This window comes from Pseudomonas sp. R9.37, from assembly GCF_963878885.1.
GTDB lineage: Bacteria > Pseudomonadota > Gammaproteobacteria > Pseudomonadales > Pseudomonadaceae > Aquipseudomonas.
In genome coordinates, this window is sequence record NZ_CAWNZA010000047.1 from 78,912 (window position 1) to 98,333 (window position 19,422).

General features: G+C 59.3%; 17 protein-coding genes and 1 pseudogene. 15 read left to right on the plus strand and 3 right to left on the minus strand.

The features are described 5' to 3' along the window. Positions 1-62 precede the first annotated feature (62 nt). Positions 63-1,610: a nitric oxide reductase transcriptional regulator NorR gene (norR, locus tag AACU78_RS24320; RefSeq protein WP_106578228.1), complete on the minus strand. Its 1,548-nt coding sequence runs from the start codon at positions 1,608-1,610 to the stop codon at positions 63-65. Between the two features lie 147 nt (positions 1,611-1,757). On the opposite strand from norR, the gene hmpA reads away from it, so the two are divergent. From hmpA to AACU78_RS24400, 15 genes are all read left to right on the plus strand, one after another. Then, the gene (gene hmpA / locus AACU78_RS24325) at positions 1,758-2,939 is read left to right on the plus strand and encodes an NO-inducible flavohemoprotein (protein WP_106578229.1); all 1,182 of its coding nucleotides are present in this window, start codon (positions 1,758-1,760) and stop codon (positions 2,937-2,939) included. Between the two features lie 233 nt (positions 2,940-3,172). Further along, a complete protein-coding gene (locus AACU78_RS24330) occupies positions 3,173-3,679 on the plus strand; it encodes a disulfide bond formation protein B (RefSeq protein WP_106578230.1) in 507 nt (168 codons plus the stop codon). Between the two features lie 792 nt (positions 3,680-4,471). Continuing rightward, positions 4,472-5,413: a ubiquinol oxidase subunit II gene (gene cyoA, locus AACU78_RS24340; RefSeq protein ID WP_106578232.1), complete on the plus strand. Its 942-nt coding sequence runs from the start codon at positions 4,472-4,474 to the stop codon at positions 5,411-5,413. Between the two features lie 3 nt (positions 5,414-5,416). Further along, on the plus strand, positions 5,417-7,435 hold the full coding sequence (gene cyoB / locus AACU78_RS24345) for a cytochrome o ubiquinol oxidase subunit I (RefSeq protein WP_053257915.1): 2,019 nt from the start codon (positions 5,417-5,419) through the stop codon (positions 7,433-7,435). Between the two features lie 3 nt (positions 7,436-7,438). After that, the gene (locus tag AACU78_RS24350; RefSeq protein ID WP_016971084.1) at positions 7,439-8,065 is read left to right on the plus strand and encodes a cytochrome o ubiquinol oxidase subunit III; all 627 of its coding nucleotides are present in this window, start codon (positions 7,439-7,441) and stop codon (positions 8,063-8,065) included. Continuing rightward, on the plus strand, positions 8,065-8,406 hold the full coding sequence (gene cyoD, locus AACU78_RS24355) for a cytochrome o ubiquinol oxidase subunit IV (RefSeq protein ID WP_010206434.1): 342 nt from the start codon (positions 8,065-8,067) through the stop codon (positions 8,404-8,406). Before AACU78_RS24350 ends, cyoD begins: the two co-directional genes overlap by 1 nt. A gap of 11 nt (positions 8,407-8,417) precedes the next feature. Next, entirely contained in the window at positions 8,418-9,305 is an 888-nt protein-coding gene (gene cyoE, locus AACU78_RS24360; protein ID WP_106578233.1) for a heme o synthase, read from the plus strand. A 103-nt stretch (positions 9,306-9,408) separates the two neighbouring features. Beyond that, positions 9,409-10,107, plus strand: coding sequence for a 7-cyano-7-deazaguanine synthase QueC (queC, locus tag AACU78_RS24365; RefSeq protein ID WP_106578234.1), 699 nt, complete (start codon positions 9,409-9,411; stop codon positions 10,105-10,107). 76 nt (positions 10,108-10,183) lie between these two features. Then, the gene (ptaA, locus tag AACU78_RS24370; RefSeq protein WP_106578235.1) at positions 10,184-11,269 is read left to right on the plus strand and encodes a pyoverdine biosynthesis transaminase PtaA; all 1,086 of its coding nucleotides are present in this window, start codon (positions 10,184-10,186) and stop codon (positions 11,267-11,269) included. Positions 11,270-11,483: 214 nt separating this feature from the next. Then, complete coding sequence (locus tag AACU78_RS24375) at positions 11,484-12,200, plus strand: helix-turn-helix transcriptional regulator (protein ID WP_106578236.1); 717 nt, start codon at positions 11,484-11,486, stop codon at positions 12,198-12,200. A gap of 250 nt (positions 12,201-12,450) precedes the next feature. After that, a complete protein-coding gene (locus AACU78_RS24380; protein ID WP_106578237.1) occupies positions 12,451-13,521 on the plus strand; it encodes a fatty acid desaturase family protein in 1,071 nt (356 codons plus the stop codon). Positions 13,522-13,525: 4 nt separating this feature from the next. Then, positions 13,526-14,497, plus strand: coding sequence for a proline dehydrogenase family protein (locus tag AACU78_RS24385; RefSeq protein WP_106578238.1), 972 nt, complete (start codon positions 13,526-13,528; stop codon positions 14,495-14,497). 13 nt (positions 14,498-14,510) lie between these two features. Beyond that, the gene (locus AACU78_RS24390) at positions 14,511-15,761 is read left to right on the plus strand and encodes an ATP-grasp domain-containing protein (RefSeq protein ID WP_106578239.1); all 1,251 of its coding nucleotides are present in this window, start codon (positions 14,511-14,513) and stop codon (positions 15,759-15,761) included. Beyond that, positions 15,761-16,963, plus strand: a complete 1,203-nt coding sequence (locus tag AACU78_RS24395) for an MFS transporter (protein WP_106578240.1) — start codon at positions 15,761-15,763, stop codon at positions 16,961-16,963. The genes AACU78_RS24390 and AACU78_RS24395 overlap by 1 nt, the downstream gene beginning before the upstream one ends. A gap of 1 nt (position 16,964) precedes the next feature. After that, positions 16,965-18,092, plus strand: coding sequence for an aminotransferase class V-fold PLP-dependent enzyme (locus AACU78_RS24400; protein WP_106578241.1), 1,128 nt, complete (start codon positions 16,965-16,967; stop codon positions 18,090-18,092). Here AACU78_RS24400 and AACU78_RS24405 read toward each other — a convergent pair. Further along, on the minus strand, positions 18,079-18,795 hold the full coding sequence (locus tag AACU78_RS24405; RefSeq protein ID WP_106578242.1) for a hypothetical protein: 717 nt from the start codon (positions 18,793-18,795) through the stop codon (positions 18,079-18,081). The genes AACU78_RS24400 and AACU78_RS24405 overlap by 14 nt on opposite strands. 69 nt (positions 18,796-18,864) lie before the next feature. After that, positions 18,865-19,374 (minus strand): annotated as a pseudogene (locus AACU78_RS24410) (DUF6622 family protein); the annotation flags it as partial. Between the last annotated feature and the right edge of the window lie 48 nt (positions 19,375-19,422).

Below are 19,422 nucleotides of genomic sequence, written 5' to 3' on the forward strand. Positions count from 1 at the left end.
GCCGGCAAGCCAGCTCCCACCTTGGAGCGAGTTGTTTCTGCGTTCAGGCTGGGGTGCTCGTTCTATTTGAGACCCAGACGCCTGGCCATGCGGCCGAGGTTGGCGCGGTCGAGGCCCAGTTCGCGGGCGGCGCTGGCCCAGTTGTGCTGGTGGCGCTCCAGGCAGGCGCTGATGACTTGGCGCTGGTAATGCTCGGTGGCCTGGCGCAGGTCGCCGGTGACCACAGGGGCCACATCGGCCGGTGCTTCGATTGCCAGCGGCGCGCTGACATCGGGCAGGTCCAGGTCGTGGGCACTCAGGCTCAGGATCTTCGGACGTTCGCGACAGTTTCCCAGGGCTTTTAGCGCGCTGCGTCCGATCAAATGTTCCAGCTCGCGCACATTGCCCGGCCAGTTGTACGCCAGCAGCGCCGCTTGAGCGTCGCTGGTCAGGCGCAGACTGCCCAGGCCCATGCGTGAACGGTTCTGCTCGAGGAAGAAGCCCGCCAGCAGCAGCACATCACGGCCACGTTCACGCAGCGCCGGCACTTGCAGCGGGTACACGCTCAGGCGGTGATAAAAGTCGGCACGGTAGCGGCCGTTGCGCACCTCTTCGGCCAGGTCGCGGTTGGTGGCGGCGATCAGGCGCACGTCCACTTGATGCTCCTTGTCCGAGCCCAGGCGCTGCAGTTGGCCGCTTTGCAGCACGCGCAACAGTTTGGCCTGCACGGTCAGCGACAGCTCGCCCACTTCATCCAGAAACAGCGTGCCGCCATTGGCCAGTTCGAATTTGCCGCGGCGCTCGTTCAGCGCGCCGGTAAAGGCGCCGCGCACATGGCCGAACAGCTCGCTTTCCACCAGGGTTTCCGGGAGTGCAGCGCAGTTGAGGCTGATCAGGGGTTTGTCTGCGCGCGGCGACGCGGCGTGGATGGCCTGGGCGACCAGTTCCTTGCCAACGCCGGTTTCGCCGGTAATCAACACGGTCAGGTCGCTGCCGCCCACCAGCTTGATTTCCTCGACCAGGTGCTTGTGGGCCTTGCTCTGGCCAATCATTTCCTTGTGCTGCTGGCCGCTGGCCTGGCGGTAGATCTCGGCGCGCTGGTGCTCATCTTCGGCGCGCAAGGCCAAGCGCTCGATACGTTCGGCGACGTTGACGGTAGCCGCTGCCAGGCTGGCGAAGGCCTGCAGGGCGTCGAGTTCAACACGCTCGAAGCGCTCGGTGTCCAGCGCGTCGAGGGTCAGCAGGCCCCAGGGTTTGTCGTCGATAAACAGCGGGCAGCCCATGCAGTCGTGCACTTGCAGGTGGCCGTGCAGGCCATCGACCAAACCATCGTAGGGGTCCGGCAGTTCGCTGTCGGTGTCAAAGCGGGTCGGTCCGGGGCTGCTCAGCAGCACCGCAAAGCGTGGGTGCTCGCTGACCTTGAAGCGTCGGCCGAGGGTGTCGGTGCTTAAACCGTCCACCGCCAACGGCACCAGCCATTCACCGTCCAGGCGCAACAGCGCGGCGGCATCGCACGGCAGCAGCGCGCGCATGGCTTGCAACAGGCGTCGGTAGCGCTCGCCTTCGGGCAGTTCGCGCGACAAGTCGGCAACCAGAGGCAGCAGGGTAGTGAGCAGCGATTGTGCAGTCATAATGACTCCTTGTAGTCCTTATGACTATAAAGTGTAGGAAGTCATATTGACTACTTTGTATTTAACCAATTGAAAAATAACGGTTTATAAGTTGGCACGAATACTGAGTACGTAAGGGCAATCAGTAAAAAGACCCAGGAGTCTGCCATGCTTAGTGCCCAAGACCGTGCCATCGTCAAATCCACCGTGCCCCTGCTGGAAAGCGGCGGCGAAGCGCTGATCACGCACTTCTACCGCATGATGCTCAGCGAGTACCCGGACGTTCGCCCGCTGTTCAACCAGGCCAATCAGGCCAACGGCGACCAGCCCCGCGCCTTGGCCAATGGCGTGCTGATGTATGCGCGGCATATCGACCAGTTGGACCAACTGGGCGATCTGGTCGCAAAGATCATCAACAAGCACGTGGCCCTGCAGATCCTGCCGGAGCACTACCCGATTGTGGGCACGTGCCTGCTGCGGGCCATTGCCGAGGTGCTGGGCAGCGAGATTGCCACGCCCGAGGTGCTGAGCGCCTGGGGCGCCGCCTATGGTCAGTTGGCCGATATCCTGATTGGCGCCGAAGCCGCCATCTACGACGAAAAAGCCCAGGCCCCGGGCGGCTGGCGCGGTGCACGGCCGTTCCAGTTGGTCAAGCGCGTGGAGGAGAGCAACGAAATCATTTCGTTCTATTTTGCCCCGGTGGATAACGGCCCGATCCTGGCGGCCGCGCCGGGCCAGTACCTCGGCATGAAGCTGATGATCGATGGCGAAGAAGTGCGCCGCAATTATTCCTTGTCGGCCCTGAGCGATGCGGGTTTGTACCGCATCAGCGTCAAGCGCGAGGCTGGTGGGCGGGTGTCCAACTACCTGCATGACCAGATGCACGTCGGCGCGACCCTCGACCTGTTCCCGCCATCGGGCGAATTTACCCTGGTTGCCAGCGACAAACCGCTGGTGCTGATCAGCGGCGGGGTGGGCATCACACCGACGCTGCCGATGCTCGAAGCAGCCCTGGCCACCGAGCGCCCGGTGCACTTTATCCACTGCGCGCGAAACGGCGGGGTGCATGCGTTCCGTGACTGGGTCGACGCCCTGGCGGCCAAGCACCCGCAACTCAAGCGCTTCTATTGCTACGCAGAAGACGATGGCGTGAGCCCGGCCGCAGACAAAGTCGGGATGCTGAGCCAGGAGCAATTGGCGGCGTGGTTGCCCGAACAGCGTGACCTCGACGCCTACTTCCTGGGCCCTAAAGGCTTCATGGCGGCGGTCAAGCGCCACCTTAAAGCCCTCGGTGTGCCGGACAAACAGGCGCGCTACGAGTTCTTCGGCCCGGCCGCGGCCCTGGAATAAGGTTTCCAGGCACAGCACTGTTCAACCTGTGGGAGCGGGCTCGCTCGCGAAGGCTCAGTGTCAGTCGACTTATAAGTGGCTGATCCACCGCCTTCGCGAGCAAGCCCGCTCCCACAATTGGCTTTGCATGCCTCCCGATTAATCCGCCGTTAACCCCTTTCTGTTTTAACCATCCCCTGTGTGTAAACTTGCGGCCATCAGGCACAACCATAATCAGGCAAAGGGAAACGGGGATGAGTGACGAATTGCGTTTAGGCAGGGAGCGGCGCTTTCTGGTGTTGCTGGGCATCATCTGCCTGGCGCTGATCGGCGGTGCGTTGTACATGCAGGTGGTACTGGGCGAAGCGCCATGCCCGCTGTGCATCCTGCAGCGCTACGCCTTGCTGTTGATCGCGGTGTTTGCGTTCATCGGTGCCGCCATGCGCCGCAAAGGCGCGGTCACCTTCTTTGAAGGGTTGGTGGTCCTCAGCGCCTTGGGCGGCGTGGCTGCGGCCGGCCATCATGTGTACACGCAGTTTTTCCCTGCGGTCAGCTGTGGCATCGATGTCCTGCAGCCGATTGTCGATGACTTGCCGCTGGCCAAAGTCTTTCCCCTGGGCTTCCAGGTCGATGGCTTCTGCAGCACGCCGTACCCGCCGATCCTTGGCCTGTCCCTGGCACAGTGGGCGCTGGTAGCGTTTGTGCTGACGGTGATCCTGGTTCCGCTGGGCATCTATCGGAATCGCCAACGCACGGCCTGAAGCGGCCCACTGAAACGCCCTGTTCTGGCTTAATGGAAGGACGGGGCGTTTTTGTATGTAGGGTTTTGTGAAAGGGACGTGACGAAGGGCAACTTGAGGTGCGCGCAGCGTGCGACATGTTGTCACACGGACGCGGTCGCAGGACGTTTCTGACGCGCCACGCCGGCCCATAAATTTGCATAAAACGGCCAAGATGTGCTGTCAGTTCATCGATTGAACGGTACCGCGAACGTCGCACCGGTTGCCTCATTCAGTGATGTCCGAATGCCTTGTTTTATGGGGACTTGGATACGTTTTGCATGCCCTTACAAGGTGTAAGGGAAGGGCGCTGTCACGCAATAACACGGCAATTTTTGTGGTTTTTGTTGAGAATCGAACACGATAAGATCCCGAACCTTTGCAAGATTGGTGAAGGATTGTTGCTGGAATCGATAAAAATTATTTCTTTATAAGACATGGTTTATACATCGCTAGCTAACTACAATCGCCCGCACTGAATGTCCGGTGCTGTTCAATCTTTGAGCATTGGAGCGGTCGAGGGGCAGATGGATGGCTCTGTGCGACCCCAGGTTCCGGCAGCCTTTCAACTATCCGCACCAAATGGAATTGGTCTGTAACAAGGCCTTTAGCCACGAAATCGAATAAGAACTCACCGCAGGTCCGTGCAACGTCCATGTATGGCGTGCCGGGCAGGCTCTTATTCAATCGAAGAGAAATGCCAACCCTTGGCAGGGTGAAGTGTTGGCGATCAAAACCCAACTGCATTGCGCAAGCTGCTTTAGAGGTCGTGAGATGAGTAAAAACAGGTACCCCCGATTACTAGGCTTTTTGCCGCTGCTTGGCATGTTGTTAATGCTGGGAGGCTGCAAGTGGACCTTGCTCGACCCAAAAGGACAGGTCGGTCTGGATGAACGAAACCTGATCATCACCGCCACCCTGCTGATGCTGCTGGTCGTGGTCCCCGTGATCATCATGACCTTCGCCTTCGCCTGGAAATACCGCGCGTCGAACACCAGCGCTACCTACGCGCCGAAGTGGTCGCACTCCACCAAGATCGAAATCGCAGTGTGGCTGGTGCCGATCCTCATCATCATTGCCCTGGGTTATGTGACCTACAAGTCCACCCACGCGCTGGACCCGTACCGTCCGCTGGAATCCGACGTCAAGCCGATCAACATCGAAGTCGTCGCGCTGGACTGGAAGTGGCTGTTCATCTACCCGGACCTGGGTATCGCCACTGTTAACGAAATCCAGTTCCCGGAGCACACTCCGCTGAACTTCAAGATCACCTCCGATGCTGTGATGAACTCGTTCTTCATCCCTGCTCTGGGCGGCCAGATCTACGCGATGGCAGGCATGCAGACCAAGCTGCACCTGATCGCCAACCAGAAAGCTGAAATGGAAGGCATCTCCGCCAACTATAGCGGCGCTGGCTTCACCGGCATGAAATTCAAAGCGATCTCGACGAGCCAGGAAGATTTCGACGCCTGGGTAGCCAAAGTCAAGGCCGCACCTAAACAGCTTGATCAAGCTGAATACGATGCTCTTGCCAAACCAAGCCAGAACAACCCAGCCACTCTGTACTCCGCGTACACGCCGGACCTGTTTCAGAAAATCGTCGACAAGTACGAAGGTATGAAGCCAGGCAAGCCGGTCAAGCACGAGAAGAAAGAAGTGGCCGTGGTTGAAGGTTCTGACACGGGCTCGCATTCAACTGCTGGGGCAGAGGAGTAAACGATGTTTGGTAAATTAAGTTGGGATGCGGTCCCGTTCCACGAGCCGATCGTGATGGTGACTATCGCCATGATCGCGCTGGGTGGTCTGGCACTGTTTGCTGCAATCACGTATTTCAAGAAGTGGACCTACCTGTGGACCGAGTGGTTGACCTCTGTCGACCACAAAAAAATCGGTGTCATGTACGTCATCGTTGCCATGGTCATGCTGCTGCGTGGTTTTGCCGACGCCATCATGATGCGTACCCAGTTGGCCATGGCCACCGAGGGTTCGCCTGGCTACCTGCCGCCTGAACACTATGACCAGATCTTCACCGCTCACGGTGTGATCATGATCATCTTCATGGCGATGCCATTCTTCACCGGCTTGATGAACCTTGCCTTGCCGCTGCAGATCGGTGCGCGTGACGTTGCCTATCCGTTCCTGAACTCCTTGAGCTTCTGGCTGCTGGTTTCCGGCGTGGTGCTGATCAACCTGTCCCTGGGCGTCGGCGAATTCGCCAAGACCGGTTGGGTTGCGTATCCACCGCTGTCGGGCATTCAGTACAGTCCGGGCGTGGGTGTGGACTACTACATCTGGGCGCTACAGTTATCAGGACTCGGGACGACACTGACGGGGGTCAACTTCCTGGCCACCGTCCTGAAAATGCGCGCCCCTGGCATGAAACTGATGGACATGCCGATCTTCACCTGGACCTGCACCTGGGCCAACGTCCTGATCGTGGCTTCGTTCCCGATCCTGGCCGCTACCATGGCGCTGCTGTCGCTTGACCGTTACCTGGATTTCCACATTTTCACCAATGAACTTGGTGGCAATCCGATGATGTACGTGAACCTGTTCTGGGCATGGGGTCACCCTGAGGTGTACATCCTGATCCTGCCAGCGTTCGGTATCTTCTCTGAAGTGATCTCGACCTTTACCGGCAAGCGCCTGTTCGGTCACCACTCGATGGTTTACGCATCGGGCGCGATCTCTGTACTGGGCTTCATGGTGTGGCTGCACCACTTCTTCACCATGGGCTCGGGGGCCAGCGTCAACGCCTTCTTCGGCCTGGCGACGATGCTGATTTCCATCCCGACGGGGGTGAAGCTATTCAACTGGCTATTCACCATCTACCACGGCCGTCTGCGTATCACCAGCCAGGTTCTGTGGACCCTGGGCTTCATGGTGACCTTCGCAATCGGCGGCATGACCGGCGTACTGCTGGCCATCCCGGGTGCTGACTTCGTACTGCACAACAGCCTGTTCGTGATCGCTCACTTCCACAACGTGATCATCGGTGGTGCTGTATTCGGTTACATCGCTGGTTTCAGCTTCTACTTCCCGAAAGCGTTCGGCTTCAAGCTGCACGAAGGTTGGGGCAAGGCTGCATTCTGGTTCTGGATCTCGGGCTTCTTCGTCGCGTTCATGCCGCTCTATGCGCTGGGCTTCATGGGCATGACCCGTCGTCTGAACGCTACCACCAACCCTGAGTGGGTGCCGTACCTGTACGTTGCCATGTTCGGTGCGTTGATGATCGCTGCCGGTATCGCCTGCCAGCTGATCCAGCTGTACGTGAGTATCCGTGACCGTAAGCAGAACGCTTGCGAATCCGGCGACCCATGGAATGGCCACACCCTGGAATGGTCGACTTCGTCGCCACCGCCGTTCTACAACTTCGCTGTGATTCCTACTGCGAACACGATCGATGCGTTCACCGAAGCGAAGGAAGACGGTACTGCGTACCAGCAACCCAAGCATTACGAGCCGATCCACATGCCGAACAACACCGCCACTGGCGTGGTGATGGGCGCGCTGTTGACCGTGTTCGGTTTCGCGATGATCTGGCACATCTGGTGGCTGGCAATCGTGGGCCTGGTAGGCACCATCGGTTACTTCATCATTCACGCTGCCCGTGATGATCAAGGCTACATGGTGCCGGTCGAAACGATCGAGCGCATCGAAGCCGAGCAACACGCTCGCCTGGTAGCCGAGAAGAAAATCCCGGCCAACCGTGTAGAAACCTCGTTGGAACAGGCTTAAACCATGTCGAACTTAGTGACCAATGCTGGACACGCCCATGTCGATGACCATGGGCACGATGACCATCACCACGACTCGGGGCCAATGACCGTATTCGGTTTCTGGCTCTACCTGATGACCGACTGCATCTTGTTTGCGTCGATCTTCGCGGTGTACGCGGTACTGGTAAACAACGTAGCGGGTGGCCCATCGGGCCACGACATCTTCGAACTGCCTTACGTGCTCGGCGAAACCGCCTTGCTGTTGTTCAGTTCGATCACCTACGGCTTCGCCATGCTGGCCTTCTACAAGGGCAGCAAGAAGGGCGTACTGAGCTGGTTGGCACTGACCTTCCTGTTCGGCCTGGGCTTTATCGGTATGGAGGTCAACGAGTTCCACCTGCTGATCTCCGAAGGCTACGGCCCGCACCGTTCCGGCTTCCTGTCCGCGTTCTTCACGCTGGTAGGCACCCACGGTCTGCACGTATCTGCCGGCCTGCTGTGGATGGCGGTGATGATGTATCAGGTCAATAAACACGGCCTGACCAACACCAACAAGACTCGCCTGAGCTGCCTGAGCCTGTTCTGGCACTTCCTGGACGTGGTCTGGATCTGCGTCTTCACCGTTGTTTACCTGATGGGGACTCTGTAATGGCTAATGCACACTCCCATGACCATGACAGCCATGATGCGAGCCACGGCAGCGTTAAGTCGTACGCCATCGGCTTCATCCTGTCGGTAATCCTGACGCTCATCCCGTTTGGTCTGGTGATGTACCCGACCCTGCCGAAGTCCATCACGTTGATGATCGTTCTGGCATTCGCGGTGATTCAGGTTCTGGTTCACCTGGTGTACTTCCTGCACCTGGATCGTTCCAAAGAGCAGCGCGATAACGTAATTGCGTTTGTGTTCGCAGGCCTTGTGATCCTGCTGCTGGTTGGTCTGTCGATATGGATCATGTTCAGCATCCACACGTTCATGATGGCGAAGTGAGGTAAGACCCGATGTCGCTTAAGCACTTTATCCAAATCACCAAACCGGGGATCATTTTCGGTAACGTGCTTTCTGTGGCAGGCGGTTTCTTCCTGGCCTCCAAGGGACATGTCGATCTGGCCATCTTCCTGGCTGCAATGATCGGCACCTCCCTGGTGGTAGCTTCCGGTTGTGTATTCAACAACTGCATTGACCGCGACATCGATATCAAGATGGAACGCACCAAGAACCGCGTGCTGGTCCAGGGCCTTATCTCCCTGAAACTGGCACTGCTGTTCGCGACCGTCCTGGGTGTTGCCGGCGTCGTGTTGTTGTACAAGGTGGCCAACCCGTTGGCGGCGCTGTTTGCCGTGATCGGCTTTGTCATCTACGTCGGCCTTTACAGCCTGTACCTCAAGCGCAAGTCGGTTCACGGCACGCTGGTGGGCAGTCTGTCGGGGGCGATGCCGCCGGTGATTGGTTATGTGGCTGTGACCAATAGCTTCGACATGGCCGCGCTGGTGCTGCTGGTGATGTTCAGCCTGTGGCAGATGCCGCACTCTTATGCCATCGCGATTTTCCGCTTCAATGACTACCTGGCTGCTTCGATCCCGGTTCTGCCGGTCAAGCGTGGCATCCAGGTAGCCAAGAAACACATCCTGCTCTACATCCTGGCCTTCCTCGTGGCGACCTTGATGTTGACCTTCAGTGGCTATGCCGGCATGAGCTATCTCGCCGTCGCTGCCGCCATGGGCATGTACTGGTTGTACATGGCCTGGACCGGCTACAAGGCGGTGGATGACACCGTCTGGGCGCGCAAGCTGTTCGTGTTCTCGATCTTCACCATCACCGCGCTCAGCGTGATGATGTCCCTGGACTTCCAGGTACCGAAAGAGCTGTTGCTGACCTACGCACACTGAGTCATCGAGCAGTAAAAAACCCCGCCTTCGCAAGAAGCGCGGGGTTTTTTATGGAGTGGCCTTTAAACTATTCCCGAATTCTACGAATGCAGGAAGCAAACCGATGAGTAAAAAAGCCGTTATCGTATTCAGTGGCGGGCAGGACTCTACGACCTGTCTGATCCAGGCACTGCCGCTGTATGACGAAGTGCACTGCATTACCTTCGACTATGGCCAGCGCCATGTGGCAGAAATCGAGGTCGCCCAGAAGCTTGCCAAGCAGTTGGGCGCTACCGTTCACAAAGTCATGGACGTGTCCCTGCTCAACGAGTTGGCCATCAGCAGCCTGACTCGGGACAACATCCCGGTGCCGACCGTGAACAGTTCAGGCGACAGCCTGCCCAGCACCTTTGTGCCGGGGCGCAATATTCTGTTTCTGACCCTGGCGTCGATCTACGCCTATCAGGTAAAGGCGCAAACCGTCATTACTGGGGTGTGCGAAACCGACTTCTCAGGCTATCCCGATTGCCGCGATGAGTTCGTCAAAGCGCTGAACAAGGCGCTTGAACTGGGCATGGAGTACACGCTGCGCCTGGACACGCCGCTGATGTGGCTGAACAAGGCCGAAACCTGGGCCCTGGCGGATTACCATAACCAGTTGGACCTGGTTCAGCACCAGACCCTGACCTGCTACAACGGCATCCTCGGCAGCGGTTGCGGTAACTGTGATGCCTGCAACTTGCGGGCTCGCGGCCTGAATGACTACCTGCAGAACAAGGCCGATGTGATGCACAGCCTCAAGCAGAAGTTGCAGCTGAACTAAATCAGCCCACACCCGCCTCGTCATACTCCTCTGTACGTGTTGTGCGAATCCAACACCCGCCTACAAGGAGTAGTCCATGGTCAGCGTAAGTCGTCGGTCCCTTCTCGCCATTGGCGCGGCCTTGCCGGTGCTGGGGCGCCTGGATTGGGCGGTGGCCAGCCCGCCGCCGGCACCCGCTGACAAGGTGCGGCTCAATTACAACGAAAGCCCCTACGGCCCCTCAGCCGCTGCCCGTGAGGCGATGCAGCGCGGGGTGGCCATCTCCGGGCTGTATCCCTATGGCCACATGTACGCCTTGGCTGGGCTGTTTGCCCAGCAGCAAGGCATCGCCGAAGAACAGGTCGCCGTGTTTGCCGGCTCCATGGCAGCGCTGCGCTACGCCGTGCTGGCGTTTACCAGCCAGACACGCGGGCTGGTGATGGCCACGCCGTCCTACGAAGTACCGCGCCAGGCCGCCGACTCATGGAAAGCGCCGGTGCGCGAAGTGAGCCTCAATGCCGAGCATGCGCACGACGTGCCCGCCATGCTTGCCGCCGATCCGCAGGCGGGCATGCTCTACCTGTGCAACCCCAACAACCCTACCGGCACCCTGACGCCAACCGAGGCGATCCGCCAGGCGTTGGCGAACAAGCCCAAAGGCAGCGTGCTGGTGGTGGACGAGGCGTACATCGACTTCTCTGATGCCCCAAGCTGTGTGAGTTGGGTCAAGGACCATGACGATTTGCTGGTGCTGCGCACCTTCTCGAAACTCTACGGCATGGCCGGCGCGCGCCTGGGCTTGGCGATTGGCCACCCGGCGCTGCTGGAACGGCTGGCGGTGTTCGGCGGCGACAACGTGCCAGCAGCCTCCACCTTGCTCGGCGCCCGGGCGAGCCTGGAAGACGTCAAGCTGCTGCCCCATCGTAAGGCGCTCAACGCTCGGTTGCGGGATGAGACCGTGGCGTGGCTGAAGGCGCGGGGGTTTGCCTGCACCGCGTCGCACAGCAACTGCTTCATGATCGACGTGAAACAACCGGCCCAGCAGGTCATCGAAAAGCTCGCAGCACACAACGTGTTGATCGGGCGGGTCTGGAAAGACTGGCCGCAATGGGTACGGGTGACGGTGGGCAATCAGCACGAGATGCAGCGGTTTCGCGAAGTGTTTGCGGCGCAGGTGGCCTGAGCCAGGGCGCTCGGCAGCGCAAATGGCCATTGCGTGCTGATGGTCGGCTCGGTCCAGGAAGCACTGGACAAGCCCTGTACGGCATGTTTCATTCTTGTCTTTGTGTAGAGATATTTCCTACAGTATGGGTCGACTCTGACCAGAGGCTTCGGGATTGAAGCGTTCCCGTCAGAGCATTAGCCTCATACGTTGTCACTTATCAGGGACGATATTCATGCGAAGCGATGGCCAATCCAGCAACACCATGTCCATACAGCCCGCCGATGTGCGCCAATTGCTCGATGCCGAACTGACCCGGCGCGGCCTGGGGCACTTCGAGGTGTATCAGTGTGGGCCGACACTGGATGAAGCAGAGATCATCACCAACTACCCCGACGCGCTGGACCGCTCCGACTCGGCGGACGATTTTTACCAGCGTGGCCAACTGCTGTCCTTGTCCAAGGAGCGGGTCAAACCTTTTTTCTGGAGCGATGAAAACATCCTCGCGCCTGCCGCGGAAGCGGTGCCGGTGCCTGGGCCCTGTGCACCGGTGGGCGAGGGCGCAAGCTTTATCGTGCATGGCAACCGCGGTTTTTACTCGATCCTCAACCTGTGCAGCTTCGGCGAAGACCAGCAGTTTCGCGACACGGTGTTAGCCAACAAAAGTGAACTGCAGATGCTGCTGGTCTCGGTCTACGACGAGGCCCTCGAAAGCTGCGCCACGGTCACGCCTGCGCCGATACAGGAAACGGTACTGACCCCACGAGAAACCGAAGTGTTGTCCTGGACCAGCCTGGGCAAGACCTACAACGAGATAGCCCTCCTGACCTCAATGAGCCCGCGTACCGTCAAGTTTCATATGAAGAATATCTTCAGCAAGCTGGACGTCACCAACGGCAAATCGGCGATTCGCAAGGCCCTGAACCTGGGGTACATCCGCGAACAGGCCTGATCTAGAGGCTTCCCACCTTATAAACGCTACGCTCGCCGGTGATTTTTCAGCGGCGAGTCTACGCGTGCGTCTCGTCGCAGCCTACCTGTCTAAAAGGGCAGCTTGTTCGCCATCGAGCGGTGCTTTAGTTTTTTTTGCAGCCGATGAGTCTAGCTCAGGCAAAAAAAACAATAGCCGCACCACCTGAAAAAATTCCTTTGCCCAGCAATGAGACGGGTGTTGCAGCGTGCCGCTTAATTATGGAGTGATTATGCTGGTCGATAAAAACAAAGAACCTGCTGGCGAATACGCCGCGGGCATTTCCCGTGAAACCTTTGGAATGCTCAAGCACCTGTGCAAAAAAGATAACTATCACTGGGCCATCGCGTTGGGTAAGGATTACGCAATCATTGCCTTTGCCATCTACCTCTCCTTGGGCATCAGCTACTGGTTCTACCCGGTTTCGCTGTTTCTGATCGGCACCACGCAACGCGCCCTGGCGAATGTGCTGCACGAGTCAGCGCACAAGATGCTGGCCAAGAACCGCGTTATCAATTGGGTCTCCGGCACGTTTCTCTCAGGCTACCTGATCTTCCACCTGCATCAGTCCTACAGCACGTCGCACATCAAGAACCACCACGTGCACCTGGGCGATCCGGAAAAAGACCCTGACTACGCCTTCCACTTGCAGTGCGGCCTGTACGACGTCCAGCAAAGTGAACGTGAGTTCTTCCTCAAGAACGTCTTGCTGGCGCTGTCCGGCTACCGGACCGTGCAGTACATCCGGTACATCATCAAAGACCGCGTCAAAGCCCAGGGTGCGGATAAAACCATCCGCAACGAACGCATCATGCTGTGGGCTTACTGGGCGGTAATCTTCGCCGTCGCCGCCGGGTTCGGGGTGGTCGCGCAGCTGTTGCTGTTCTGGCTGGTGCCGCTGTTCACCACCGCCGTGGCCGTGGGCTGGATCATCGAGTTGGCCGAGCATTACCCATTGCCGGCTGCTGAGACCGAGAAGCTGCTGCTCACCCGCAATCGCAAGGGCAACGCCCTGGAGAACTTCTTCTTCGGCCGCCATGACGACAACTACCACCTCGTGCACCACCTGCACCCGGCCATTCCTCACTGGAACATGCGCAAGGCTCATGAGCTGCTGATGTCGCACCCGGAGTACGCGCGTTGGGACAACCTGTGGGCGGGGATCTTTACCCGTGACCGCCATGGCCGCCACAAGGAAACCATGCTCAGTTACGCGGCCAAGTTTCGCGCGCACAAGATTGCCAACCACACCGATGATTCGAGCTTCGCACGTCGGATGCTGAACCAGGCCTACGGGGTTTAACGCCATGAATGACATCGACAACAGCCTGCTGGCAACCCTGGCGCTGAAGAAACTGGCGGCGAACAAGACGTACCGCGACCTGTTCCTGGCCAGTGACACGCTGCGCGACTTCCTGCGCCCGGCCGCCCTGCGCTACATCATTTCCGAAGACCGCCTGGAGATGCTCGACAAGCTGGCCGCCCTGCAAGGCAAAGGCTATCGCACCGGCGTCGAATACGTCGGTGAAGAGGCCACCACCCTGGCCGAGGTGACCACGGCCACCGACGAATACCTGAAGCTGATCGACCTGATGGCGCTGCACCCCACACTGGCCGAGCCGCCACAGCTGGGTTTTGACCTGTCCAACGTCGGCACGATCATTTCCCGTGAACTGGCGATCGAGAACTGCTCGAAGATCCTTGCCCATGCAGCCGACAAGGAGGTCGGTGTGATCCTCAGCATGGAGCGGTCCCAGTGGACCGACTCGATCCTGGATATCTTCATGCACCTGAGTGCACGTTTTGCCAACTTGGGTATCACCCTGCAGGCGCAGTTGAACCGTACGCCCGATGACCTGGCGCAAGTGCTCGCAACGGGCTGCAAAGTGCGCCTGGTCAAGGGCGTCTATGCTGAGCCTGCTGCGATTGCCTTGCCGCGCGGTGCGCAACTGAACGAGCGTTACCTGGGGCTATTGGACCGCATCAACGGCGCCAGCTCGAACTACGCGTTCGCCACCCAGGACCCGCTGCTGGTGAAGGAGATTCTCGCCAGCGGAATTGCCAGCCGAGGCGAGTTGGAGATGCTGCACGGCGTGCGCCCCGAGCTGATCAAGGCGGTCAAGGACCAAGACCAGGTCAAGACGCGTGTTTCAGCGGTCTACGGCACCAACTGGTACCTGCACCTGCTGCACCGCGTGGCCGAGTTCCCACAGAATATTTTTCTGGCGCTGGATGACGTGGTCTCGCCACGGCCTTCCGAAACCGCCAATCACTACTGAAAAGGACATTCTCATGAAGCAGTACGTCGCGTTGGTAGATGTCTATTCGAGCGGTAACTTTTTGCCGCAGTTCTTCCATGAGGCGGGCATCGGCCTGATCCATGTGCAGAGCACGCCGGAACTGATGCCGAGCATGCTGGGGCCGAACCTTTCGGAGTTCGAACACAACCTGATTTTCAACGGCAACCCCGAAGACGTCGTGCGTCGCCTGCGTGAGTTCAACGTGATCGCGGTGATCGCCGGCCAGGAACCCGGCGTGCCGTTCGCGGACTACTTGAGCGAACAGCTGCAACTGCCTTCCTCCAACGGCAGTGCCGGTTCCCGGGCACGTCGCGACAAGTTCGAGATGATCAGCAAAGTGGCCGCCGCCGGCCTGCTGACCGCGCGGCAGATCAAGTCCGCCGACCCGGCCGAGCTGCTGGCCTGGGTGCAGGACGGCCAAGTGTTCCCATGCGTGATCAAGCCGCTGAGCTCGGCCTCAACCGACGGCGTGTCGATCTGCCACAACGTCGACGACGTGAAACGCGCCTGCGAGGAAGTGGTGTCCAACCTGGATATCTTCGGCCTGGCCAATACCGAAATTCTTTGTCAGTCCTACCTCAAGGGCCCGGAGTACATCGTCGATACGGTCAGCCGTGACGGGCAGACCTATGTCTGCGGTATCTGGCGCTACGTGAAGCGCGAGATCAGCGGTGGCAAGAACATCTACGACCGCGACGTGCTGATTGCTCCGGACAGCGCCGAGGCCAACGTGCTGGTGGACTACATCGTGCAAGTGCTCAAGGCGCTGGGGATCAATAACGGCCCGGCCCATTCGGAAGTGATCCTCACCGAGGCCGGCCCTGCGCTGGTGGAAGTCGGCGCACGCTTGAACGGCAACATGGAACCCAGGTTCCATGACATCAGCCTGGGCGGCAACCAGGCGCAGCTCACCTATCTGGCGTACTGCGACGGTGAGGCGTTCAAAGCCGGTTATGCCGGCAAGCGCTACCACAAGCTCAAGGAAGCCTGTGTGATCAACACCGATACCACGCTTCAAGGTGAGGTCACCGGGTTCAACGACGCCGCCATCCACCTGATCGAGGCATTGCCCTCGGTGCATAAACTGAGTGTCAAATACAAGGCTGGCAAGTTGATGAAAAAGACCGTGGACCTGCTCAGCAGCCCGCTGCGCGTGTTCCTGGTATCGGAAAACCAGCGCGATATCGACAAGGACTACGAGCAGATCCGCCAGTACAAAGACAACGTGTACGTGATCCGCTGATGATGGGCACCTATCGCGCGTTACGCGGGCTCAACGGTCGGTTGCAGTCGCTGTTCCTGATTACCCTGGTGTTCCGCATGGGCACCATGGCGTTCCCTTTCTATGCGGCGTACCTGATTCATCAGCACGCCGTGTCGGCGGGCACGGCTGGCTTGCTGGTCGGGGTGTACGGCGCGGGTGCGCTGTTTGTGGACTTGATCATCGGCGCGGTGATCAAGCGCTTTTCCGCCAACCGGGTGATCCTCGGTTCGTTGCTGCTCAATGCCGTGCTGTTGCTGATCATTCCTTCAGTGGACAACACGGCCGCGCTGTTTGTGTTGTCGTTTCTGTGGGGCGCCTGTTACGAGGCGTTCACGCCGGCGACGTTCTCCGAAACCGTCACCCACAGCAGCAGTGAGACGCGCAAAGTGGCGTTCTCCTGCAACCGTCTGGCCATCAACATCGGCATGGCCATCGGGCCACTGTTGGGCAGTCTGATTTTCCTCAGCAACGCCGACGCAGTGTTCTACCTCAATGCCGCCTTGTCGTTGGTGTCGTTCGTCGCCTGCCTGCGGTTTGGACGCGCGGTTCCGGTGGCACCGGTGACCACGCTCGCCGGCAAGGGCAATGGGTTGCCGGAGAGCGCGCCGCATGAGCGGTCGCGGTTGCTGGTGATCCTGTTGGCGGCATTGCCGGTGCACATCGCCTACGCGCTGCCGCCGACTTTCCTGTCGGCCTACATCATCAATTACACCGAGTTGCCGGCTTACTACGTCGGCATCATTTTCTTTATCAATGCATTGTTGGTGATTCTGTTCGAGGTACCGATCAACCAACGTATGTCGCACCTGTCGAGCAGCCGCTCGTTGGTGGCCGGTTTCCTGGTGGCCGGCGTGGGGTTTTTCTTGATGGGGTTCAGTCACATCGGCGCGTTGCTGCTGGTGGCCACTGTGCTCTGGAGCCTGGGCGAAATGATCGTGTTTCCCGGCATCACCCACTACGTCAGCAGCATTTCCAGTCGCCATACCGTGGACCGCAACCTCGGTTACTACTCGGCGGGCGTCAACATCGGGGTCATGATCACCCCGTCGCTGGCGTTTATGTTGGTGTCCCAGCCGTCCTTGCCTTCGCCGTGGCTGCTGGCCGGCACCGTATTGCTGCTGTTCGCGGTGGCGGTGGGCGTGATGAAAAGCTCGACACTTTTGTGGAACAAGGAAGCGTGAAATGAATATCGTGCATTTGAACACTGCCGGTGCCGGCCTGATGTCATCGGCCACCCTGAACGCGATCCAGCGCTTCACGGCCATCGAGGCCCAGATGGGCAGTTATGAGACCGAGCTGGCCTACGACGAGTTGCTCAACGTCGACCTGTATCGGGCGGCAGCCGGGCTCTTGAATGCACAGCCCACGGACATCGGTTTTTTCAGCAGTGCCACCGAAGCCTGGACCAGCATCCTCGGCAAACTGAAATTTCCCCGTGGTAAGCGCGTGTGGGTGTCGACCTCGGAGTACGCCGCGAACCTGATCTTCTTCAACTACCTCAAGCTGTCGCGCGATATTCGCGTTGAAGTGATCCCGACCACCGCCACCAGCCCGCTGGACCTGGAATGGGTGCGACGTCATCTGGACGACGATGTGTTCCTGGTCAGTGTGTCGCACTTGCCGTCGTGCTGCGGCGTGATCAACCCGGTGGAAGCCCTGGGCGCGCTGCTCAAAGAGTCGAACACGCTGTATGTGGTGGATGCGTGCCAGTCGCTGGGGCAACTGCCGCTGGACGTGCGGGATATCCATTGTGATTTGCTCACCGGCGCGGGCCGCAAGTTTCTCTGTGGGCCACGCGGCAGTGGGATCGCCTACGTGTCGCCACGCCTGCTCAGCCAGTTGACGTTGAATTTCGCTGACTTGCACGCGGCCAGCACGGATGGCCAGGTCAATCGGATCGAGGTGTCCGGGGCTCGGGTGCTGGAGATTGCAGAAAAGAGCTTTTCAGCGTTGGTGGGGTTGCACACCGCGTTGAGTGAATACACGCAGGTGGCAGCAAAGGTGAGCACCGAGCCCTACGCGCTGCTGGCACAGGAGCTACGGCGCCTGCCGCAGTTGACGCTGCTGTGTGATCAGTTTCAGCAGACCGGGATTGTCTCGTTCGTGCCGCACAACCTGTCGGCCAAGGCGTTTGTCGGCCAGGCCCGCGAGCTGGGGCTCAACCTGTGGGCGGGCACTGCCGCCCATACGCCGCTGCTGTTGAAGGACCTCGGCGCGACGCATTTCGTGCGCGCCTCGGTGGGCCGGCATGTCACCCAGGCCCAGGTTGAGCAGGCCCTGGTGACCTTGCGCGCACTTATTGCGCAGTGATGGCGTAACCGTCAAAGGCGCTTTGTTGTTGCAGCGCGGTCACGATGCTTTTGCGCGTGACCGGCTGTTCTACGCCGCTGTTGTCCACAAAGGTTTCACTTTCCAGTTCCGCCTCGTTGCCTTCACCCACGAACGTAAAGCCCAGGAATTCCAACGCCTCACGGTCAACGTTCAGCTTGGAGCGAGGTGTACGCAGTGGCAGGGTGACACTGATGCCATCCTTGCTGATCACAAACACTTCGGCTTCCTTCTTCGCGCGTGCTGCCTTGCTCTTGCCGGCGCTGGGGTTGCTGATGGCCTGGTGAGACTGGTTCAGCACCTTCAGGGCCAGGCCATAGACCAGTTCCTGGAACTCGGGGTCGTCCTTGAAGCTGGACAGAATGCGGCTGATCGAGAACTTGCTGCTGAGGTCCTCCAGGGCGATGTTGTCGGCGGCCTCGGCGTCTTTCAGTTGCTTGAGCTGGCCCATCAGGTCGTAGGCCTTGTCGTCGTCGAAGGCGTCGTGGGCCTGGCGGATGGCCACGCGCAATTCGCGGATCTGGTCGCTTTCCTTGGAAGTGTGGAATGCGTCCAGCACCATCTCACTGATGATCTTGGCCGCAGGCACATGCTGTGAAAGATTGATGGCGTTTTCGTATTCAGCTTTGGACTGCAGGGCTGTTACGGATTCTTCGGTGGAGTGTTCGGTGTAAGAATCGGACATTGAAATTTCACTACTTCAGTAAACGGGACAAAAAAGCGTCGCGCATTTTCAGCGGGGAGGGGGATCAGGTCAAGGCAGCACAATGCCCTTGTCGCGGCGCAACGCCGTCAGCGCCCGCTGCAGCCGCAGGGCGCGTCCACAGAACAGACCAACGGTAAACCCCGAGACACCGCCCACCGCCACCAGCATCGCTGGCGTGCTCAAAAACAGCGGATGCACCGCCTGCTGGTAGCCGAAGCAATACTTCGCTGCAAAGAACAACTGCGAGATCAGCAAGGTTTTCCACGTGCCTGGCAGCACCAGGGTGTCGCCATCGGCGTCGAGCCTTGCGCCTTCTGCGTTGAACAGCAACATGCCCAGCAGGCTGCCCATCAACGCGCCGCCGACCCAGGCGCTGCTCGACAGCATCGACGGCGTCAGCGACGTCAGTGACCACACCACCAGCACCACCGGCAGGATTATCAGCGCGCGACGATTCTCGCGCCCGCCCAGGCAGGCCTTGATGCCGTAGTAACAAATCCACAGGTAAACGGCGTACACCCAAAGGGGCGTGCCTTGAAGGATATCGAGCATGGGGCGCTTCCGTGCGGTGTGGGTAGGTGGCGGATAGTCGTTGAGGCGTCAGGG